Origin of the sequence: Bacillus paranthracis (assembly GCF_024296885.1) — a bacterium.
Taxonomy (GTDB): Bacteria; Bacillota; Bacilli; order Bacillales; family Bacillaceae_G; genus Bacillus_A; species Bacillus_A paranthracis.
Genome location: NZ_CP101135.1, coordinates 3,944,721 through 3,960,936, shown reverse-complemented (window position 1 = coordinate 3,960,936; position 16,216 = coordinate 3,944,721). Strand labels below are relative to the sequence as shown.

Annotated in this window: 24 protein-coding genes and 1 pseudogene; 20 read left to right on the top strand and 5 right to left on the bottom strand. The window is 36.5% G+C overall.

The genetic code is table 11. The features are described 5' to 3' along the window. The first annotated feature begins 77 nt into the window (after positions 1-77). Together mntR and NLJ82_RS20445 are read left to right on the top strand one after the other, a co-directional pair. Positions 78-506: a transcriptional regulator MntR gene (gene mntR, locus NLJ82_RS20450; protein WP_001143076.1), complete on the top strand. Its 429-nt coding sequence runs from the start codon at positions 78-80 to the stop codon at positions 504-506. A 5-nt stretch (positions 507-511) separates the two neighbouring features. After that, a pseudogene (locus NLJ82_RS20445) lies at positions 512-643 on the top strand (HAD family hydrolase); the annotation flags it as partial. On the opposite strand, the gene NLJ82_RS20440 reads toward NLJ82_RS20445, so the two are convergent. Both NLJ82_RS20440 and NLJ82_RS20435 read right to left on the bottom strand, forming a co-directional pair. Continuing rightward, positions 640-1,041 carry an SA1362 family protein gene (locus NLJ82_RS20440; RefSeq protein WP_001014446.1) on the bottom strand — a complete coding sequence of 134 codons (402 nt, stop codon included), beginning with the start codon at positions 1,039-1,041 and terminating at the stop codon, positions 640-642. The pseudogene NLJ82_RS20445 and the gene NLJ82_RS20440 overlap by 4 nt on opposite strands. 79 nt (positions 1,042-1,120) lie before the next feature. Beyond that, the gene (locus tag NLJ82_RS20435) at positions 1,121-2,041 is read right to left on the bottom strand and encodes a DUF1385 domain-containing protein (protein WP_000797110.1); all 921 of its coding nucleotides are present in this window, start codon (positions 2,039-2,041) and stop codon (positions 1,121-1,123) included. Positions 2,042-2,285: 244 nt separating this feature from the next. On the opposite strand from NLJ82_RS20435, the gene NLJ82_RS20430 reads away from it, so the two are divergent. The 4 genes from NLJ82_RS20430 to efp are packed head-to-tail and all read left to right on the top strand — an operon-like array spanning position 2,286 to position 4,912. Next, positions 2,286-2,774, top strand: a complete 489-nt coding sequence (locus NLJ82_RS20430; protein WP_000076575.1) for a YqhR family membrane protein — start codon at positions 2,286-2,288, stop codon at positions 2,772-2,774. Between the two features lie 52 nt (positions 2,775-2,826). Then, a complete protein-coding gene (gene aroQ, locus NLJ82_RS20425; protein WP_000757087.1) occupies positions 2,827-3,267 on the top strand; it encodes a type II 3-dehydroquinate dehydratase in 441 nt (146 codons plus the stop codon). Positions 3,268-3,271: 4 nt separating this feature from the next. After that, positions 3,272-4,333 carry a Xaa-Pro dipeptidase gene (gene pepQ, locus NLJ82_RS20420; RefSeq protein ID WP_000411051.1) on the top strand — a complete coding sequence of 354 codons (1,062 nt, stop codon included), beginning with the start codon at positions 3,272-3,274 and terminating at the stop codon, positions 4,331-4,333. Positions 4,334-4,354: 21 nt separating this feature from the next. Then, positions 4,355-4,912: an elongation factor P gene (gene efp / locus NLJ82_RS20415; RefSeq protein ID WP_000626512.1), complete on the top strand. Its 558-nt coding sequence runs from the start codon at positions 4,355-4,357 to the stop codon at positions 4,910-4,912. A 35-nt stretch (positions 4,913-4,947) separates the two neighbouring features. Here the strand turns inward: efp and NLJ82_RS20410 are convergent, their stop codons facing one another. Then, positions 4,948-5,250, bottom strand: coding sequence for a hypothetical protein (locus NLJ82_RS20410; RefSeq protein ID WP_000825745.1), 303 nt, complete (start codon positions 5,248-5,250; stop codon positions 4,948-4,950). Then, positions 5,231-5,809: a GNAT family N-acetyltransferase gene (locus NLJ82_RS20405; protein WP_001190075.1), complete on the bottom strand. Its 579-nt coding sequence runs from the start codon at positions 5,807-5,809 to the stop codon at positions 5,231-5,233. The genes NLJ82_RS20410 and NLJ82_RS20405 overlap by 20 nt, the downstream gene beginning before the upstream one ends. Positions 5,810-5,995: 186 nt before the next feature. Here NLJ82_RS20405 and NLJ82_RS20400 point away from each other — a divergent pair, with 186 nt between their 5' ends. The 9 genes from NLJ82_RS20400 to NLJ82_RS20360 are packed head-to-tail and all read left to right on the top strand — an operon-like array spanning position 5,996 to position 11,548. After that, positions 5,996-6,277, top strand: a complete 282-nt coding sequence (locus NLJ82_RS20400; RefSeq protein WP_000816054.1) for a YqhV family protein — start codon at positions 5,996-5,998, stop codon at positions 6,275-6,277. A gap of 28 nt (positions 6,278-6,305) precedes the next feature. Beyond that, positions 6,306-7,232 carry a stage III sporulation protein AA gene (gene spoIIIAA / locus NLJ82_RS20395; RefSeq protein ID WP_000665886.1) on the top strand — a complete coding sequence of 309 codons (927 nt, stop codon included), beginning with the start codon at positions 6,306-6,308 and terminating at the stop codon, positions 7,230-7,232. Beyond that, the gene (spoIIIAB, locus tag NLJ82_RS20390) at positions 7,226-7,741 is read left to right on the top strand and encodes a stage III sporulation protein SpoIIIAB (protein ID WP_000238697.1); all 516 of its coding nucleotides are present in this window, start codon (positions 7,226-7,228) and stop codon (positions 7,739-7,741) included. The genes spoIIIAA and spoIIIAB overlap by 7 nt, the downstream gene beginning before the upstream one ends. A 14-nt stretch (positions 7,742-7,755) precedes the next feature. Continuing rightward, entirely contained in the window at positions 7,756-7,959 is a 204-nt protein-coding gene (spoIIIAC, locus tag NLJ82_RS20385) for a stage III sporulation protein AC (protein ID WP_000020914.1), read from the top strand. A gap of 23 nt (positions 7,960-7,982) precedes the next feature. After that, entirely contained in the window at positions 7,983-8,366 is a 384-nt protein-coding gene (spoIIIAD, locus tag NLJ82_RS20380; RefSeq protein WP_077317075.1) for a stage III sporulation protein AD, read from the top strand. Positions 8,367-8,376: 10 nt separating this feature from the next. Further along, positions 8,377-9,549, top strand: a complete 1,173-nt coding sequence (gene spoIIIAE / locus NLJ82_RS20375) for a stage III sporulation protein AE (RefSeq protein WP_000943695.1) — start codon at positions 8,377-8,379, stop codon at positions 9,547-9,549. 12 nt (positions 9,550-9,561) lie between these two features. Further along, positions 9,562-10,194, top strand: a complete 633-nt coding sequence (spoIIIAF, locus tag NLJ82_RS20370; RefSeq protein WP_001161045.1) for a stage III sporulation protein AF — start codon at positions 9,562-9,564, stop codon at positions 10,192-10,194. Continuing rightward, positions 10,184-10,846 carry a stage III sporulation protein AG gene (gene spoIIIAG / locus NLJ82_RS20365; protein ID WP_000368876.1) on the top strand — a complete coding sequence of 221 codons (663 nt, stop codon included), beginning with the start codon at positions 10,184-10,186 and terminating at the stop codon, positions 10,844-10,846. The genes spoIIIAF and spoIIIAG overlap by 11 nt, the downstream gene beginning before the upstream one ends. Positions 10,847-10,861: 15 nt before the next feature. Beyond that, entirely contained in the window at positions 10,862-11,548 is a 687-nt protein-coding gene (locus tag NLJ82_RS20360; RefSeq protein WP_000914704.1) for a SpoIIIAH-like family protein, read from the top strand. Between the two features lie 98 nt (positions 11,549-11,646). On the opposite strand, the gene NLJ82_RS20355 is transcribed toward NLJ82_RS20360, so the two are convergent. Continuing rightward, entirely contained in the window at positions 11,647-11,835 is a 189-nt protein-coding gene (locus tag NLJ82_RS20355; protein ID WP_002081027.1) for a hypothetical protein, read from the bottom strand. A gap of 469 nt (positions 11,836-12,304) precedes the next feature. Between NLJ82_RS20355 and accB the strand changes: the two genes are divergently transcribed. The 5 genes from accB to folD all read left to right on the top strand — a co-directional run bounded on the left by accB (position 12,305) and on the right by folD (position 16,201). Continuing rightward, positions 12,305-12,793 (top strand): acetyl-CoA carboxylase biotin carboxyl carrier protein, encoded by a 489-nt coding sequence (gene accB / locus NLJ82_RS20350; protein WP_000472870.1) that lies wholly within the window; start codon positions 12,305-12,307, stop codon positions 12,791-12,793. 16 nt (positions 12,794-12,809) lie between these two features. Further along, positions 12,810-14,162 carry an acetyl-CoA carboxylase biotin carboxylase subunit gene (accC, locus tag NLJ82_RS20345; RefSeq protein ID WP_000592876.1) on the top strand — a complete coding sequence of 451 codons (1,353 nt, stop codon included), beginning with the start codon at positions 12,810-12,812 and terminating at the stop codon, positions 14,160-14,162. 22 nt (positions 14,163-14,184) lie between these two features. After that, on the top strand, positions 14,185-14,577 hold the full coding sequence (locus NLJ82_RS20340; RefSeq protein ID WP_000807630.1) for an Asp23/Gls24 family envelope stress response protein: 393 nt from the start codon (positions 14,185-14,187) through the stop codon (positions 14,575-14,577). Between the two features lie 347 nt (positions 14,578-14,924). Further along, positions 14,925-15,317: a N utilization substance protein NusB gene (gene nusB / locus NLJ82_RS20335; RefSeq protein ID WP_000830249.1), complete on the top strand. Its 393-nt coding sequence runs from the start codon at positions 14,925-14,927 to the stop codon at positions 15,315-15,317. A 23-nt stretch (positions 15,318-15,340) separates the two neighbouring features. Then, on the top strand, positions 15,341-16,201 hold the full coding sequence (gene folD, locus NLJ82_RS20330) for a bifunctional methylenetetrahydrofolate dehydrogenase/methenyltetrahydrofolate cyclohydrolase FolD (RefSeq protein WP_254754587.1): 861 nt from the start codon (positions 15,341-15,343) through the stop codon (positions 16,199-16,201). The last annotated feature ends 15 nt before the right edge of the window (positions 16,202-16,216 follow it).

The window sequence follows — 16,216 nt, the reverse complement described above, 5'->3', positions numbered from 1 at the left end:
CGTTATTCTTTCTGGTGTATCATTTTATTGATTGCTTCGTACGGAATGAGCAAAATGAAATTGGATGGAGGAAACCGATGCCTACCCCTAGTATGGAAGATTATATTGAACAAATTTATTTGTTGATTGATGAAAAGGGTTATGCCCGCGTATCTGATATTGCTGAAGCGCTTAGTGTACATCCATCCTCTGTAACAAAAATGGTGCAAAAATTAGACAAAGATGAATATCTAATTTATGAAAAATATAGAGGGCTTGTATTAACATCAAAAGGTAAAAAAATCGGAGAACGTCTCGTATATCGTCATGAATTGTTAGAGCAATTTATGCGTATTATCGGTGTGGATGAAAGTAAGATTTACAATGATGTAGAAGGAATTGAACATCATTTAAGCTGGGAAGCAATTGATCGCATTGGTGATTTAGTGCAATACTTTGAACAAGATGAGGTTCGAGTGGAAACACTTCGTGGCGTTCAAAAAGCAAATGAAGAGAAAAGTAATTAAGGGGAACGTACGTCGTTGTACCTAATGATGTGACACGTAATTTACCATTTGCAAATCACCATCTTCGAATTGAAAGTATGAAAGATAAAAGCTTGAAAGAAGTACTGCAAAATATAAAGAAAGACCGTATTTCCTAAAAGGAAGCACGGTCTTTCTTTTTGTTTTTTTTACCTTCAATGACAGTTAAATGAGATTGTTTTCTTTTTCGCTTTAAAGAAGAAAGATTCCCTTTTTTCCCTTTGTCATTAGAAGCGTTTGATTTAAAGAAAGAATTGCTTAGGGGTGCTACATTTTGTTTCCCATGCTTGCGGCTCGATTGTTTTGCAGCGCGCTTATATGAGCTTTGCGAATTTGCTGAACCGCTAGAGTTTGTAAACATTTTGTAGAGTAAATAAAAGATACCAACGACAGCCAACATGATACCAATATTTCTTAACACTCCCATTGGATCTGTAATGACAGATGAAACAAGGCCGAATATTGCTAATCCGATAATAAGCACAAATATAGCGAAAGTAAACGAACGACCGTTCATAAGGAACACCTCCTAAAAACATATATTAAAATTAGTATATTAACGATGAGGAAAGGAGTTGAACACCATTTTTAAATAATTATTGTTTGTTTTCTAAACGTAATAATTCTTCAAACGATGCAATGGCTACTTCCACTTGATCATCTGTTGGTTCTTTCGTTGTTAATAGTTGTAGCCGTAATCCGGGATATCCGAGTATGCGTAATACTGGAATATCGCGTAATCGATTCGTAAATTGTAACACTTCAAAAGAAATACCGAGAACGACTGGAATTAATAAAATTCGGTTTACCACTCTGGCCCAAAGTGGATCTGTAGGGACAAGGAAATAAACAAACATTCCAATAATGACTGTAAATATAATGAAGCTACTGCCACAACGATAATGAAGGCGAGTTTGTTTTTGAACATTTTCTACAGTCAATGAAAGATTATTCTCATAGGCATTAATTACTTTATGCTCCGCACCATGGTACTGAAATACCCGCTTAATGAGTGGCGTTAAAGAAATAAAGTATATATAGCTCAATAATAACATGAGCTTAATGACACTTTCGACAATGATTTGCCCTGTATGAGATGGGAAAATCGGTCTCGTTAATTCAGCTAGTAATGCAGGAACTGCTGTGAAAATGACTTTACCGAATATGAAAGATAAAACGCCAACTGCTGCAACTCCTAATACCATCGTTAACTTCGATTGTTCTTCTTTTTTATTTGCAATTTGTTCATCTTCTTCTGGGTGAACATCAAATCGTTCTGAAGCAAAGTTTAAATGTTTTGCCCCGTTCGCGCTTGCATCCACAATAGCGGCAATCCCTCGTAAAAATGGAATTTTTTTCAGGATAGATAATGCTTTATTACGAACGCGTGGTAATCGATAAAATTCAATCGATTTATCTTTACGACGAACCGCTGTAACAGTATATTCTCTACCGCCAAACATAACTCCTTCTATGACTGCTTGCCCGCCATATATTTGTTTTGACTCTTCTGCCATGTTAACACCAACCTGTATTTGTTTCTCTCTTATGTAGAAAAAGAGGCAATTGTCATACTGGGTTCTGTCGTTTTGAAATAAGACAATCACCGAGTTTCCTTTATTTTATCGACAAATACAAGTAGATGACAAGGAAAAATGTTACGAGAGTCGGACATTTCTTATTCTTTTTATAGACAAATTTCGCAGTATTTAAACATGGTTCAAAATAGTTTCGGGCATACTATTGAGCGGAGGTGTTGATGTGAGTCAAGAACATATAGGAACAAGAAATTTTGTGCAAATTGGTTTATTTGGTGGACTCTTTTGGGGAGGAATATGGTATTTTCTTCATATATTTTCATTTACAGAAGCGGGACCGAACTATTTACTTCTACCATTTGCCTTTGGAAGTTGGAAAGAAGGGGTATGGGGAAATGTGTCAGGAATTGTTTGTATGGGACTACTTTCGATTTTAATTGCCTTTTTGTATAAAGCGTTTTTGGCAAAGTTTGAAGGAATTCTGCCAGGGATTATTTATGGTCTATTTTGGTGGGCGTTACTATTTTTCGGAGTGGGGTTAATAGCGCCTGCTATTAAAAGTGCACTCCATTTACCGAAAGAAACAATTGTGACGACGATATGCATTTTTATATTGTATGGTGTATTTATAGCATACTCTGTTTCTTACGCAGTAAATACCAATAAGGCCGAGCGAGAAGGGGAAGAGAAGACAAACTATTCAAACAAGTAACTCCTATGTTAAAATGTTATATAGACATTTAATATTAAGGAGTTTTAAGCATATGAAAAAGGTACTCCTCGTAAACGGTCCTAACCTAAATCGCCTCGGTGTCAGAGAGGTAAATGTATATGGAAAGGGCACGCTAGCGACACTTGAAGCAGATATGAAGCAAGAAGCAGAAACAATGGGAGTGGAGTTAGAATGTTTCCAATCGAATCATGAAGGTGCGATTATCGATCGTATTCATGAGGCGGAAGATATATATGAAGGGATCATTTTAAATCCTGGAGCATTTACGCATTATAGCTATGCGATTCGAGATGCAATTGCAAGCATTTCGATTCCTGTTATTGAAGTACATATTTCTAACATTCATCAACGTGAGTCGTTCCGTCACGAATCTGTGACGGCAGCTGTTTGTGCGGGACAAATTGTTGGATTTGGTTTTTATGGCTATAAGTTAGCGTTATTTGCATTAATGGAGAAATTGAGGGAGGCATAAAGTAATGGAGAAAATCGAAAGATTAAGAAGTGCATTTGATGAGGCTGGTATTGACGGTATTTTGTTAACAAATGAACATAGTCGTAGATATATGGCTAACTTCACAGGAACAGCTGGTGTTGTACTCATTTCGAAAAACCGCGCTCAATTTATTACAGATTTCCGTTACGTAGAGCAAGCTACTAAACAAGCGGTTGGGTACGAGATTGTACAGCATGCGGGATTAATTATCGATGAAGTTGCAAAGCAAGTGAAAGAATTAGGAATTCAAAAGCTTGGCTTTGAGCAAGATACTCTTACATATAGTTCTTATTCAGCTCATAAAGAAGCGATCGATGCTGAATTTATCCCAACTTCTGGGCTTGTAGAAAAGTTACGCTTGATAAAGACTGATTCAGAGATTAAGATATTAAAGGAAGCTGCACAGATTGCAGATGCTGCCTTTGAACATATTCTATCATTCATTCGCCCGGGAGTATCTGAAATTGAAGTGTCAAATGAACTTGAATTTTTCATGAGAAAACAAGGAGCAACATCTTCTTCGTTTGATATTATCGTTGCTTCAGGTCTTCGTTCGGCATTACCGCACGGCGTGGCATCTGAAAAAGTGATAGAAACAGGAGATTTCGTTACATTAGACTTCGGCGCTTATTACAAAGGATATTGCTCTGATATTACTCGTACGATTGCAGTTGGTGAACCATCTGATAAATTGAAAGAAATTTATAATATCGTTTTAGAAGCACAATTACGTGGTGTGAACGGTATTAAAGCTGGTTTAACTGGCCGTGAAGCGGATGCGTTAACGCGTGATTACATAACGGAAAAAGGATACGGTGAATACTTCGGACATTCTACTGGTCATGGAATCGGTCTTGAAATCCATGAAGCACCAGGTTTAGCATTCCGTTCTGATACAGTACTTGAACCAGGTATGGCTGTAACAGTAGAGCCAGGTATTTATATTCCAGGTATTGGCGGCGTACGTATTGAAGATGATATCATTGTGACAAGTGAAGGTAATGAAGTAATTACGAAATCACCAAAAGAACTTATTATTTTGTAATACACAGGAGGATTTTTTTACATGATTTCAGTAAACGATTTTCGTACAGGTTTAACAATTGCAGTGGATAATGGCCTTTGGCAAGTACTTGATTTCCAACACGTAAAGCCAGGTAAAGGTGCTGCATTCGTTCGTTCTAAACTACGTAACCTTCGCACAGGTTCTGTTCAAGAGAAAACATTCCGTGCTGGTGAGAAAGTAGAAAAAGCACACATCGAAAACCGTCGTATGCAATACTTATACGCAAGCGGTGAGTCTCACGTATTTATGGATAACGGAACTTATGAGCAAATCGAACTTGGTGAAAAACAAATCGAGCGCGAGCTTAAATTCCTAAAAGAAAACATGGAAGTATCTATTATGACTTACCAAGGCGAAGTACTTGGTGTTGAACTTCCAAACACAGTTGAATTACAAGTTACAGAAACAGAGCCAGGTATTAAAGGTGATACTGCTTCTAACGTAACAAAACCAGCTACATTAGAAACTGGCCTTGTTGTACAAGTACCAATCTTCATTAACGAAGGCGAAACACTTATCATCAACACTGGTGAAGGTAAATACGTTTCTCGTGCATAGTAGAAAAGCACTCGTGATTATCACGAGTGCTTTTTTTATAGAAAATAGGGCAAATAATAAATAGTAGTTATTATAAAACTGAAAGCTGTAAGACTAGCAGCACCTGTTGTGTAAGGACCCCATCTCATTTGAAAAGGTTTTACTGTACCTGTTTTATATATAGTGTGATCAATGTTGTTATTTTGGCTTATATTTAAAGCAACGAGCCAAATTGCCCCGAATATCGCTAAACTACCAAGGAAAAAGGCTTCCATGAATGACCAGCCGACCAATGATGAAAAAAGATAAATAAGAGTTACTTCTACTACGATTGTTAAACTAATTTTTAATCTCTTCATATTTTTCCTCCTCATTTTGTAATTCCAACCAGTTTAAAAATTTTTCACGTGACACGACGTGCAGAGAGCAAGGTGACCTTACTTCTTTCTCTAGTGCAGCGTGTTCATCTGGAAATTTGTTTTCCACATGCAATGAAATATAAGGTAGTTTTTCTTGTGCTTTTAAAGAGCGAATATTATTCGTTTTAGCACCAGCAAATACATAGGAAAGTTGTAAGTCTAAAAAAGCAATCTTAAAAATTTCTTTTTTTGCAGCCTCATTATATCCTTTTCCCCAGTATGGATAGCCGAGCCAGCTGCCAATGTGAGATTGTTTCTTCTCATAATTAATATGTTTAAGTGTGGTGAGACCAATTATTTCATTCTCTGCATTTACAATCACTCTCGATAAAGACTTCTTTTGGTGGTGTTCTTCTATGGCGAAAAGAAGGAATGCTTTCGTGTCTTCGATTGTTTCTACTTTTATTCCTAATGCGTTTTTTACATGTGGATCACTTGATAGCTTGAAAATCGCATTTGCATAACGGAAATCGAGTGGTAGTAAAGTAACTCGTTGCATCATTTTCCCTCCTTTTCAATAAATATACCATAAAATACCATTATTATTAAGAATATTCAAATTATTATAGGCGGTAGATAAAAATTATGTTTTTAATTCTGAAATAGACAACCTCTGCATATGGTTGTACAAATATATTCTTTTTTAGCACATGCACTAGTAACCGTTATGGGAGAAGGTGGGAGAATGAAACAGTGGCTAGCGGCAATGGAAACATCTGTGCTTGTAATGGGGCTACTTCGGTTGTTTTCAGGTAGCGCGGAAATATTCGCCGCTTTGCTTATGCTTTATGTGAATGATGCGAAGAAAGCATTGTTTATAAATGGTATGTTGGCGTTTGTTGGACCGACCGTATTAATTTTAACAATGACAATAGGCATAGCGAGTGTGGCAAGTGAGATCTCTTTCTTGAAACTCTTTTTTCTAGCGCTTGGAATTGGCTGCATTTTTATCGCGTTGTTGAAATAAGTAAGTCGAGTATAGTGGGGCGAAGCTGATGAAAGAAGTATTAGAAGTTTTACCAAAAACGATGAAGCAGTTAGTGGAAAATTGTAAGCAGTACGATGCTCTAGAGGAAATCCGTGTTCGAATTGGAAGACCGCTAGAGTGTATTGCTCAAGGTGAAGTGTTTTTTTATGACTATATCGTTACAGCAGAGGATGCTATTTACTTATTGAATAAGTTAAGCCACTTCTCAATTTATACAATGGAAGAAGAATTAAAGCGTGGGTATGTGACACTCCGAGGTGGGCATAGAATAGGCTTAGCAGGAAAAGTTATTACAGAAAAAAGCACAGTGAAAATGATTCGAGATGTCTCTTCTTTTAATATTCGTATTGCTCGTCAAAAAATAGGCATTGCTGAACCACTTTTACCGTATTTGTATGAATCACGATGGTTAAACACGATGGTAATTGGCCCGCCACAAACGGGAAAAACAACACTTTTAAGAGATGTAGCGCGTTGCATGAGTCAAGGTGTAAGTACTTCGAAAATTCCTTCTTGTAAAGTCGGGATTGTTGATGAACGGTCAGAAATTGCTGGCTGTGTGAAAGGCATTCCGCAATATGACTTTGGCACACGAGTAGATGTGTTAGATGCATGTCCAAAAGCTGAAGGAATGATGATGATGATCCGTTCTATGAGCCCAGATATATTAATTGTGGATGAAATTGGTCGTAAAGAAGATAGTGAAGCAATTATGGAGGCTGTACATGCAGGGGTTCAGCTTTTTATAAGTGCACATGGATTTTCCTATGATGATGTTGTGAAACGCCCATCATTAAAAGCAGTGCTAGAGCTCGGCATTTTTGATAGGTTTGTGGAATTGTCAAAAGCAAGAGGGCCAGGAACAGTTATGCAAGTGAAAGATAAATATGGAAAACCGGTATTACCTCATAGAAAGGCTGAGGGCGTATGGTGAAAATATTTGGTGCAGTGTTAATCGTTGCGGTCAGCACCTTTTTCGGGTTTTCATACGCCAAAAGATACAGTGAGAGACCGAGGCAACTTAGATTATTAAAAGCGGCACTGCAATCATTAGAGGCAGAAATTATGTATGGGCATACACCGTTGTCTGAAGCTGCTGAGCGATTAGTGAAACAAATGCCGAAGCCGTTAAATTGGATATTTCAAAGTTTCGCTAGCAGGCTAGAAAGTGGAGAACAAACAGTTAGAGAAGCTTGGATAGATAGTTTGAAAGAAAATTGGAAGCTAACAGCATTTCAACAAACTGAGTATGAGATTTTGCAGCAATTTGGTGAAACGCTCGGACAACATGATCGTGAATCACAACAAAAACATATTCGGTTATGTATTACACATTTAGAGAGAGAAGAAGAAGAAGCGAAAGCATTACAGCTGCAATATGAAAAGATGATTAAGAGCTTAGGAGTACTAGCGGGGCTACTTATCGTAATTTTACTGCTATAGGGGGGAGAAAGGCGATGTCCATTGATGTTGGATTAATATTTCAAATCGCCGGAATCGGCATTGTTTTAGCTTTCATTCATACTGTACTAAAAGAATTAAAGCGTGAGGATATTGCAAATTGGGTTATCCTCGTCGGTTTTGTCGTTATTTTATTTCATGTCGCATTTTTAATTAATACACTATTCGACAAGATTAAAAGTGTCTTTCTCTTCCAGTAAAGGGGGCGGTTCGAATCGAAATTATACAAATTGTCGGATTAGGCCTCGTTGCTACGTTTTTAGCGGCTGTATTGAATCAGCATAAATCTAGCATTACGTCATTATTTATTGTGTTCGTAGGTAGCGTAATGTTCCTTCTTTTAATCGATCAAATTCACGCTATTTTACAAATGATTGAGAGAGTAGCGAGTGAAGCGAAAGTTAGCAACGTATATGTAGAAACGTTGCTAAAAATTATTGGGATTGCTTATATCGCTGAGTTTGGAGCGCAAATTACAAAGGATGCAGGGCAGGGGGCAATCGCTTCGAAAATTGAATTAGCTGGAAAGATTTTAATTCTCGTTATGGCGATCCCTATTTTGACGGTTGTAATTGAAACTATTCTCGGATTTTTACCGACGGGATAAGGGGGAGTGAATGTTGAGGGGGTTTGGAGCTAAGCTGCTATTTGCTTGCTTCCTTTTCTTTTCTTTACCGGTTGTTGTACAAGCTTCTCCTGTAGAGACAAACGTCGTTGATCAACAATTGGATAAGCTCGGAATTGAAGATGTGAAGCAATTTTGGGACGGGCTTGTTACAAAATATGGAGGTTATTTACCAGAGAGTCAAAAAGGTAGCTTTATGGAGTTTGTAAAGGGAGAAAAAGAAATCTCTATAAAAGAGTGGATGCTAGGTTTATTAAAGTACTTATTTCACGAACTTGTTGCAAATGGGAAACTACTCGGAACGCTCATTATGCTCACAATTTTTAGTGCATTGTTGCAATCACTGCAATCTGCATTTTCAAAGAGTAGCGTAAGCAAAATAGCCGATGCAGTTGTATATATGGTACTAATTATTTTCGCTTTAAATAGCTTTTATGTTGTTATGACATATGCAAGAGAAACGATACAAACAATGGTAGATTTCATATTAGCGTTATTGCCTATCTTGCTTGCACTCATAGCGACAGGCGGTGGTGTTGTATCCGTATCGTTTTTTCATCCGATTATCATCTTCTTAATGAATACGAGTGGGCTTTTGATGAATTATATCGTTCTACCACTTTTATTACTTGCAACGATATTAAGTATTGTAAGTACGATGAGTGATCAATATAAAGTTACGAAATTGTCCAAGCTTCTGCAAAACGTTAGCGTCGGGATTATCGGTATTTTTTTAACGATTTTTTTAGGCGTATTATCTGTACAAGGAACAGCGACAGCTGTTGCTGATGGAATCGCTGTGAAAACAGCTAAATTTGTAACAGGAAACTTTATTCCCGTAGTAGGAAGAATGTTTACAGAGGCGGCGGATACAGTTATTAGTGCGTCGGGATTATTAAAAAACACAGTCGGAATTATCGGACTCGTCATTCTATGTTTAATTGTCGCTTTTCCAGCGATTCAAATTTTTTGCATCGCATTTATTTATAAGTTCGCAGCAGCAGTATTGCAACCAGTTGGCGGCGGAGCAATCATTCAATGTTTAGATATCATTGGACGGAGCATCATTTATGTATTTGCTTGCTTAGCTATCGTATCGTTTATGTTCTTTTTAAGTATCACAATTATTATTGCTGCGGGGAACATTACACTTATGATGCGGTAGGAGGTGAAGGGTATGCAATTTGTTACAGAGTGGATTAGAAATATTATCGTTTTTTTACTCTTAGCGACAATGCTTCATCTTATTCTTCCAAATTCCAATTTGCAAAAGTACGTTAAATTCGTTGTAAGTCTATTATTAGTTGTTTTAATTTTAACGCCTCTATTTAAACTATTGCAAACAGATGTAAATGAAGTAATCGCAAATTTTAATGAAGAGAAGTACGTAGCAGAAGGATCTGTAAAAAATTCAATAGATTCGAAGAAAAAAGAAATACAAGCTCTAACACGTGCATATAGTTTAGAAGAGATGGCTACCAAAATGAAAAAAGAAGTAGGAAAAGAGTTTGAGAAACAGTATGGTATGTCAGTCTCTGAAATACAAATAGTCGCAGCGGAAAACACAGCGGAAGTAAAGTCAGCGAAAGATATTCAATCTGTTGTTGTGACGTTGAAAGAAAAAGAACGTAGTAAAAATGATGCAATCGAAACAGTAAAACCAGTTGAAATTAATACGAAAGAACCACCGAAAAAAGTAGAGGAAACAAATGGAGAAATGAAAGACTTCTTTTCAAGCAGGTGGCAACTAGAGAATAAACAAATCCAAGTTCAAATGGAAGGGAGGACAGGTAGAGTAAATGGACAATAAAGATAAAAATTCGAAGTTCTCATTTTTTCGAAACTTATTGAATGGAGATGAAAAAGAAAGTAATGAGAAGGGAAAAAAGGTAACACCTAAGTTCTTACTTGTCCTACTCATACTTGGAATGTTGCTTATGTTTTCTAGTAGTTTCTTTTCAAGTAAAAAAGAAGAAGTACCTGTATTTAAAGAACAAAAAACTCAAAACCAAGAAAAAGACGTACCAACTTTTGGACAAAAAAATAATGATAATATGTCAAATGTAGAAAAATATGAAAAAGCGTATGAACAAGAATTAAAAGCAGCCTTAGAAGAAATAGCAGGAGTAAAAGATGTAACGATTAATGTAAATTTAGACTCATCAGAGGAAAAAATATTAGAAAAAAATACAGTGAAACGTTCACAAACAACAGGTGAAACAGATAAAACAGGTGGCAAGAGGGAAGTAGAAGATGAGTCTCTTGATGAAAAGACAGTCATTATACGTGAAGGGGATAAAGAAACTCCCGTTGTTTTACGAACAGAGAAACCGAAAGTGCGAGGTGTTCTTGTCGTAGCAAAGGGAGTGGATAATATACAAGTTAAAGCGATGGTAAAAGAAGCTGTCATACGGCTACTAGATGTACCAGCCCATCGCGTTTCAGTTTCACCGAAAAATTGATAGGGAGGAAATAAAGTGTTAAAAAAACAAACGGTTTGGCTATTAACGATGTTAAGTTTAGTTGTTGTACTATCTGTGTATTACGTAACAACTCCAGACAAAATGAATACAGCATCGCCGGCAACAGGTGAAAAGATTGGACAAGAAAAACAAGGTACTGATAAAGCAGTAACAAACGAAGCACCTAAAGAAACGCCTAAAAAAGAAAATACAAACAAGGAAACATCAAATAAAGAAACATCAAATAAAGAAACATCAAATAAAGAAACAAACAAAGAAACAGATAAAAAAGAGAGTGCTACAAAAGAAACAAGCAAAAAAGAAGCTAACGTAACAGTTCAATCAAGTGATGAAAATTTCACAGCATTACGTATGCAAATGGAAGATCAGCGAAGTGAACAAAAAGCAAAATTACAAGAAGTGATGAGTTCAACAAAAGCTTCAGCAACAGAAAAGAATAAAGCGAAAGAAAATTTTGATGCAATCACTACAATGGAAACGAAGCAAGAATTACTTGAGACAGTAATTAAATCTCAAGGTGGATATAAAGATGCCCTTGTAAGAGCCGATGGAACTGACATTAAAGTAACTGTAAAAGCAGCAAAACATTCACAAAAAGAAGCGAATAAAATTATACAACTTGTAAGAAGTGAAGGCGGATCAAAAGATGTAGGTGTAAAATTTGATCCACCAACAAAATAAAACGAATAATCCGCGGGGAATTCCTCCGCGGATTATTCGTTTTTAGTAATCGGATTGTTTGAAAATAGTTAGATAAAAATAATAATAGAAAAAAGCTATCATTTTCGATAGCTTTTTTCTGTTTCGTCTTTGTTTTTACTATGTTCAACTCGGAACGGAGAAATACGTTGTGAGTAAAAGATTAGCGGTTCATGGTAGTGATGATTACTTTTTCCGGATTTGACGTGGATGAAGAGAACGAATGCCCAGACCATTACGGCAGGTAAGAAGAGAATGAGCCATATCATATGTCCACACCTCGATACGATATATTTTCTACACTTTGAACATACTATTCTTATATGAAGGAATGATGAACGACGTGTAAACAAAAAAATAATATTTGGTAAAAATACGTTATTGACTATAGATGAGGTGACGAGTAAAGCGGTAATGGTAGGTTTACTTTATAGTATTTTGAAAAGTAAGGAATGTTTTTTCGGAAGTGGTCTTGCCAATTTTGTGTGAAACTTGGTATTATTACTAGGTAATAAATTTTTATTGGAATAATATTTTTACAGGAGTTTCGATTTATTATAAAGAAATATAAATTGGAATGTTTAAAAAATTTATCGTAAGATGGAAATAGTAACTATTTCTATTAGTAAATGAAATACATTTTCTAATAGAGTACATCGTATTTTTACAGTCAATCTAGTTTTAGTGAAGAGAAATCTGTAAAAACGGGACAAACAAGAGTATGGGAGTGGATTTTACATGTTTAAAATTCAAGAAGTTCGTGAATTAATTAAATTAATTGATAGCTCTAATATTGATGAATTTGAATACAAAAAAGATGGTACGACAATCAAAATGAAAAAGCGTGGTAATGAAGTTGTTGCGGTGCAAGCACCTGTAGCAAAACAAGCCGTGCAACCAGTAGCACCTGTTGAAGTTGAAACGACAGTAGCGGCAGCACAAGTGGAAGTGCCAAAACAAGAAGAGAAAAAAGCTGTTCAGAATGAAAACCTACATAAAATTACATCACCAATGGTAGGTACATTCTATTCTTCTTCTTCTCCTGATACGCCTCCATATGTAAGTGTTGGGGATAGAGTATCGAAAGATTCTATCGTATGTATTGTCGAGGCTATGAAGTTATTTAACGAAATCGATGCAGATGTAGATGGAGAAATTGTTGAGATTCTTGTTAATAACGGACAGCTTGTTGAGTATGGACAACCGCTATTTCTTGTAAAAGCGTAATAAGGGAGTCTTTGTGATGATAAAAAAAGTATTAATAGCCAATCGTGGGGAAATTGCTGTACGAATTATTCGTGCTTGTAAAGAAATGGATATTGAAACAGTCGCAATTTATTCAGAAGCAGATAAAGAGTCACTTCACGTACAAATTGCTGATGAGGCGTATTGTGTAGGACCAACGATTTCGAAAGAAAGCTATTTAAATTTGACGAACATTATTAGTGTTGCGAAGTTAACAGGCTGCGATGCAATTCATCCGGGATACGGATTTTTAGCAGAGAATGCAGATTTTGCAGAGTTATGCCGTGAGTGTAACTTAATTTTTATCGGTCCAAGTCCAGAAGCTATTTCAAAGATGGGCACAAAAGACGTTGCTCGTGATACAATGAAAGAAGCAGGGGTTCCGATTGTACCAGGTTCACAAGGAATTATTAAAAATACCGAAGAAGCGATCGAACTTGCGAATCAAATTGGATATCCTGTTATTATTAAAGCGACTGCAGGTGGCGGCGGAAAAGGTATTCGTGTTGCGCGTCATGAAGAGGAGCTTGTAAAAGGAATTCAAATTACACAGCAAGAAGCTAGTACCGCTTTTGGGAACCCTGGTGTATACTTAGAAAAGTACGTTGAAGATTTCCGCCATGTTGAGATTCAAATAATGGCAGATACACACGGAAATGCCATTCATTTAGGAGAGCGTGATTGTACGATTCAGCGCCGCTTGCAAAAACTACTAGAAGAAAGTCCATCACCAGCACTTGATGAAAATGTGCGTAAGCAGATGGGTGAGGCGGCAGTTAAAGCGGCGGTAGCGGTTGATTATACAGGTGCTGGTACGGTTGAGTTTATTTATGAATATAAAACGAAAAGCTTTTATTTCATGGAGATGAATACGAGAATCCAAGTTGAGCATCCAGTTACTGAAATGGTAACAGGGGTAGACTTAATTAAAGAACAAATTCTTGTTGCTTCTGGAGAAAAGTTATCGTTACAGCAAGAAGAAGTACAATTTAATGGTTGGGCAATTGAATGCCGAATTAATGCGGAAAACCCTGCCAAAAAATTTATGCCATCTCCAGGTAAAGTAGAAATGTACTTGCCACCAGGCGGATTTGGTATTCGCGTCGATTCAGCTGTATATCCGGGATATTCAATCCCACCTTTCTATGATTCGATGGTTGCTAAATTAATTGTTCACGGAAAAACACGTGAAGAGGCAATTGCAAAAATGAAGCGTGCACTCAGTGAGTTTGTCGTTGAAGGCGTACATACAACAATCCCGTTCCATTTGCAATTGTTAGATCATCCTGATTTTGTAAAAGGTGAGTTTAATACGAAATTTTTGGAAGAGCATGAACTTGTGACGCAGTGATACATTAAAGGAGGTTTTTTTCATGGCTGAACATATGTTAGATATGGGTCAAGATACAACTCTTGGTAAAGTAGAAATTGCACCAGAAGTAATTGAAGTAATCGCAGGTATTGCAGCTGCTGAGGTAGAAGGCGTAGCGGCAATGCGTGGTAATTTTGCTACAGATGTTGTTGAGAAGTTAGGTAAGAAAAATCATGGTAAAGGTGTAAAGGTTGAATTAGCAAACGAAGATATTATCGTTGACCTTTATGTTGTAATGTATTTTGGCGTAGCAATTCCAGTTGTTGCACAAAAGATTCAAGACAACATTCGCCAAGCACTCTTTACAATGACAGGGCTTGAGCCAAAAGAAGTGAATGTTCACATCGTTGGCGTAACATTCGAAACACAAAAAACAGAAATCGAACCAGTGTAAGAATGAAAAAGGTGCCTAGTAACATAGGCATCTTTTTTATCGTTTCATTTCTTCACAAATTACAACCCTCTAATTATTATACTATTTCAAAAAATGAGAAATAAAAAAGAAAATGTTTCGTTTTACCAAAAAACGTACATTGTGATAAGATATGGAACTTGAAGTTAATCTTTTTATTATTTTTCAGCCTTGTAACCCGTGTGTGAAACGATAAATTGTGTTATTATCATTGTATTATAAGGTTGGAAAATCAATGAAAACTGTAAGAGTAAGTGAATTGACGGCTTATAAATTATAATAATATAACAAAGCATAAGGAAAGACTTGAAGCATAAAGGAGAGTTACAATGAAACGTAGGACGGCTAGAGAAAGAGCTATGCAAGCATTATATCAAATGGATATTACAGGTGAATTAGAACCGAAAGTAGCAGTGGAAAACACGCTAGATGAAGGTGAAGAAACAAATGAGTTTCTAGAATCACTTGTTGTAGGTTTTGTAGAAAATAAAGAAGTAATTGATGAAGCGATTCGTCAAAATTTAAAAAAGTGGAAGCTTGAGCGTATTAGTATTGTTGATCGCAGTATTTTACGTGTAGCTGTGTATGAAATGAAATACATGGAAGAAATTCCACACAACGTAACAATTAACGAGGCAATTGAAATTGCTAAAACATTTGGGGATGAGGAATCTCGTCGTTTTATTAACGGCGTTTTATCTAATATAAAAGATACACTGTAATTTCTTTAAGGGGGAATCTTAAAATGGTAGCAGTAATCATCAAAGGAAATGAAGTTGCGGAGAAAAAACGAGCACAATTAACAGAAGAAGTTGTGAAGTTGAAAGAGCAAGGGATTGTACCAGGATTAGCAGTTATTTTAGTTGGAGAAGATCCAGCATCTCGTTCTTATGTAAAAGGAAAAGAAAAGGGCTGTGAACAAGTAGGAATCTATTCAGAGCTAATTGAATTTCCTGAAACAATTACGGAGGAGCGTTTGCTTGCTGAAATCGATCGCTTAAATGGCGATGACCGCATTAATGGCATATTAGTGCAATTACCTTTACCAAAACATATTGAAGAAAAAGCTATCATTGAAAGAATTTCACCAGAAAAAGATGTAGATGGATTTCACCCAATCAGCGTAGGACGTATGATGACGGGACAAGATACATTCCTTCCATGTACACCGCATGGTATTGTAGAGTTAGTAAAAGAAACAAATCTTGATATCTCAGGAAAACATGTTGTAGTAATTGGAAGAAGTAATATTGTCGGCAAGCCAGTGGGACAATTGTTCTTAAATGAAAATGCAACTGTCACATACTGTCATTCTAAGACGCAAAATATGAAAGAGTTAACGAAATTAGCTGATATTTTAATCGTAGCAGTAGGACGACCTAAAATGGTAACAGCTGATTATATAAAAGAAGGAGCAGTTGTAATCGACGTTGGTGTAAACCGTTTAGAAACAGGGAAACTTTGTGGTGATGTTGACTTTGACTACGTGCTAGATGTTGCAGGTTACATTACACCTGTGCCAAAGGGTGTTGGTCCAATGACGATCACAATGCTTCTTCATAATACTGTTGAATCGGCTAAGCGTGCAGGTGTCGTTTGTAAATAATTTGAGTCGGCTATG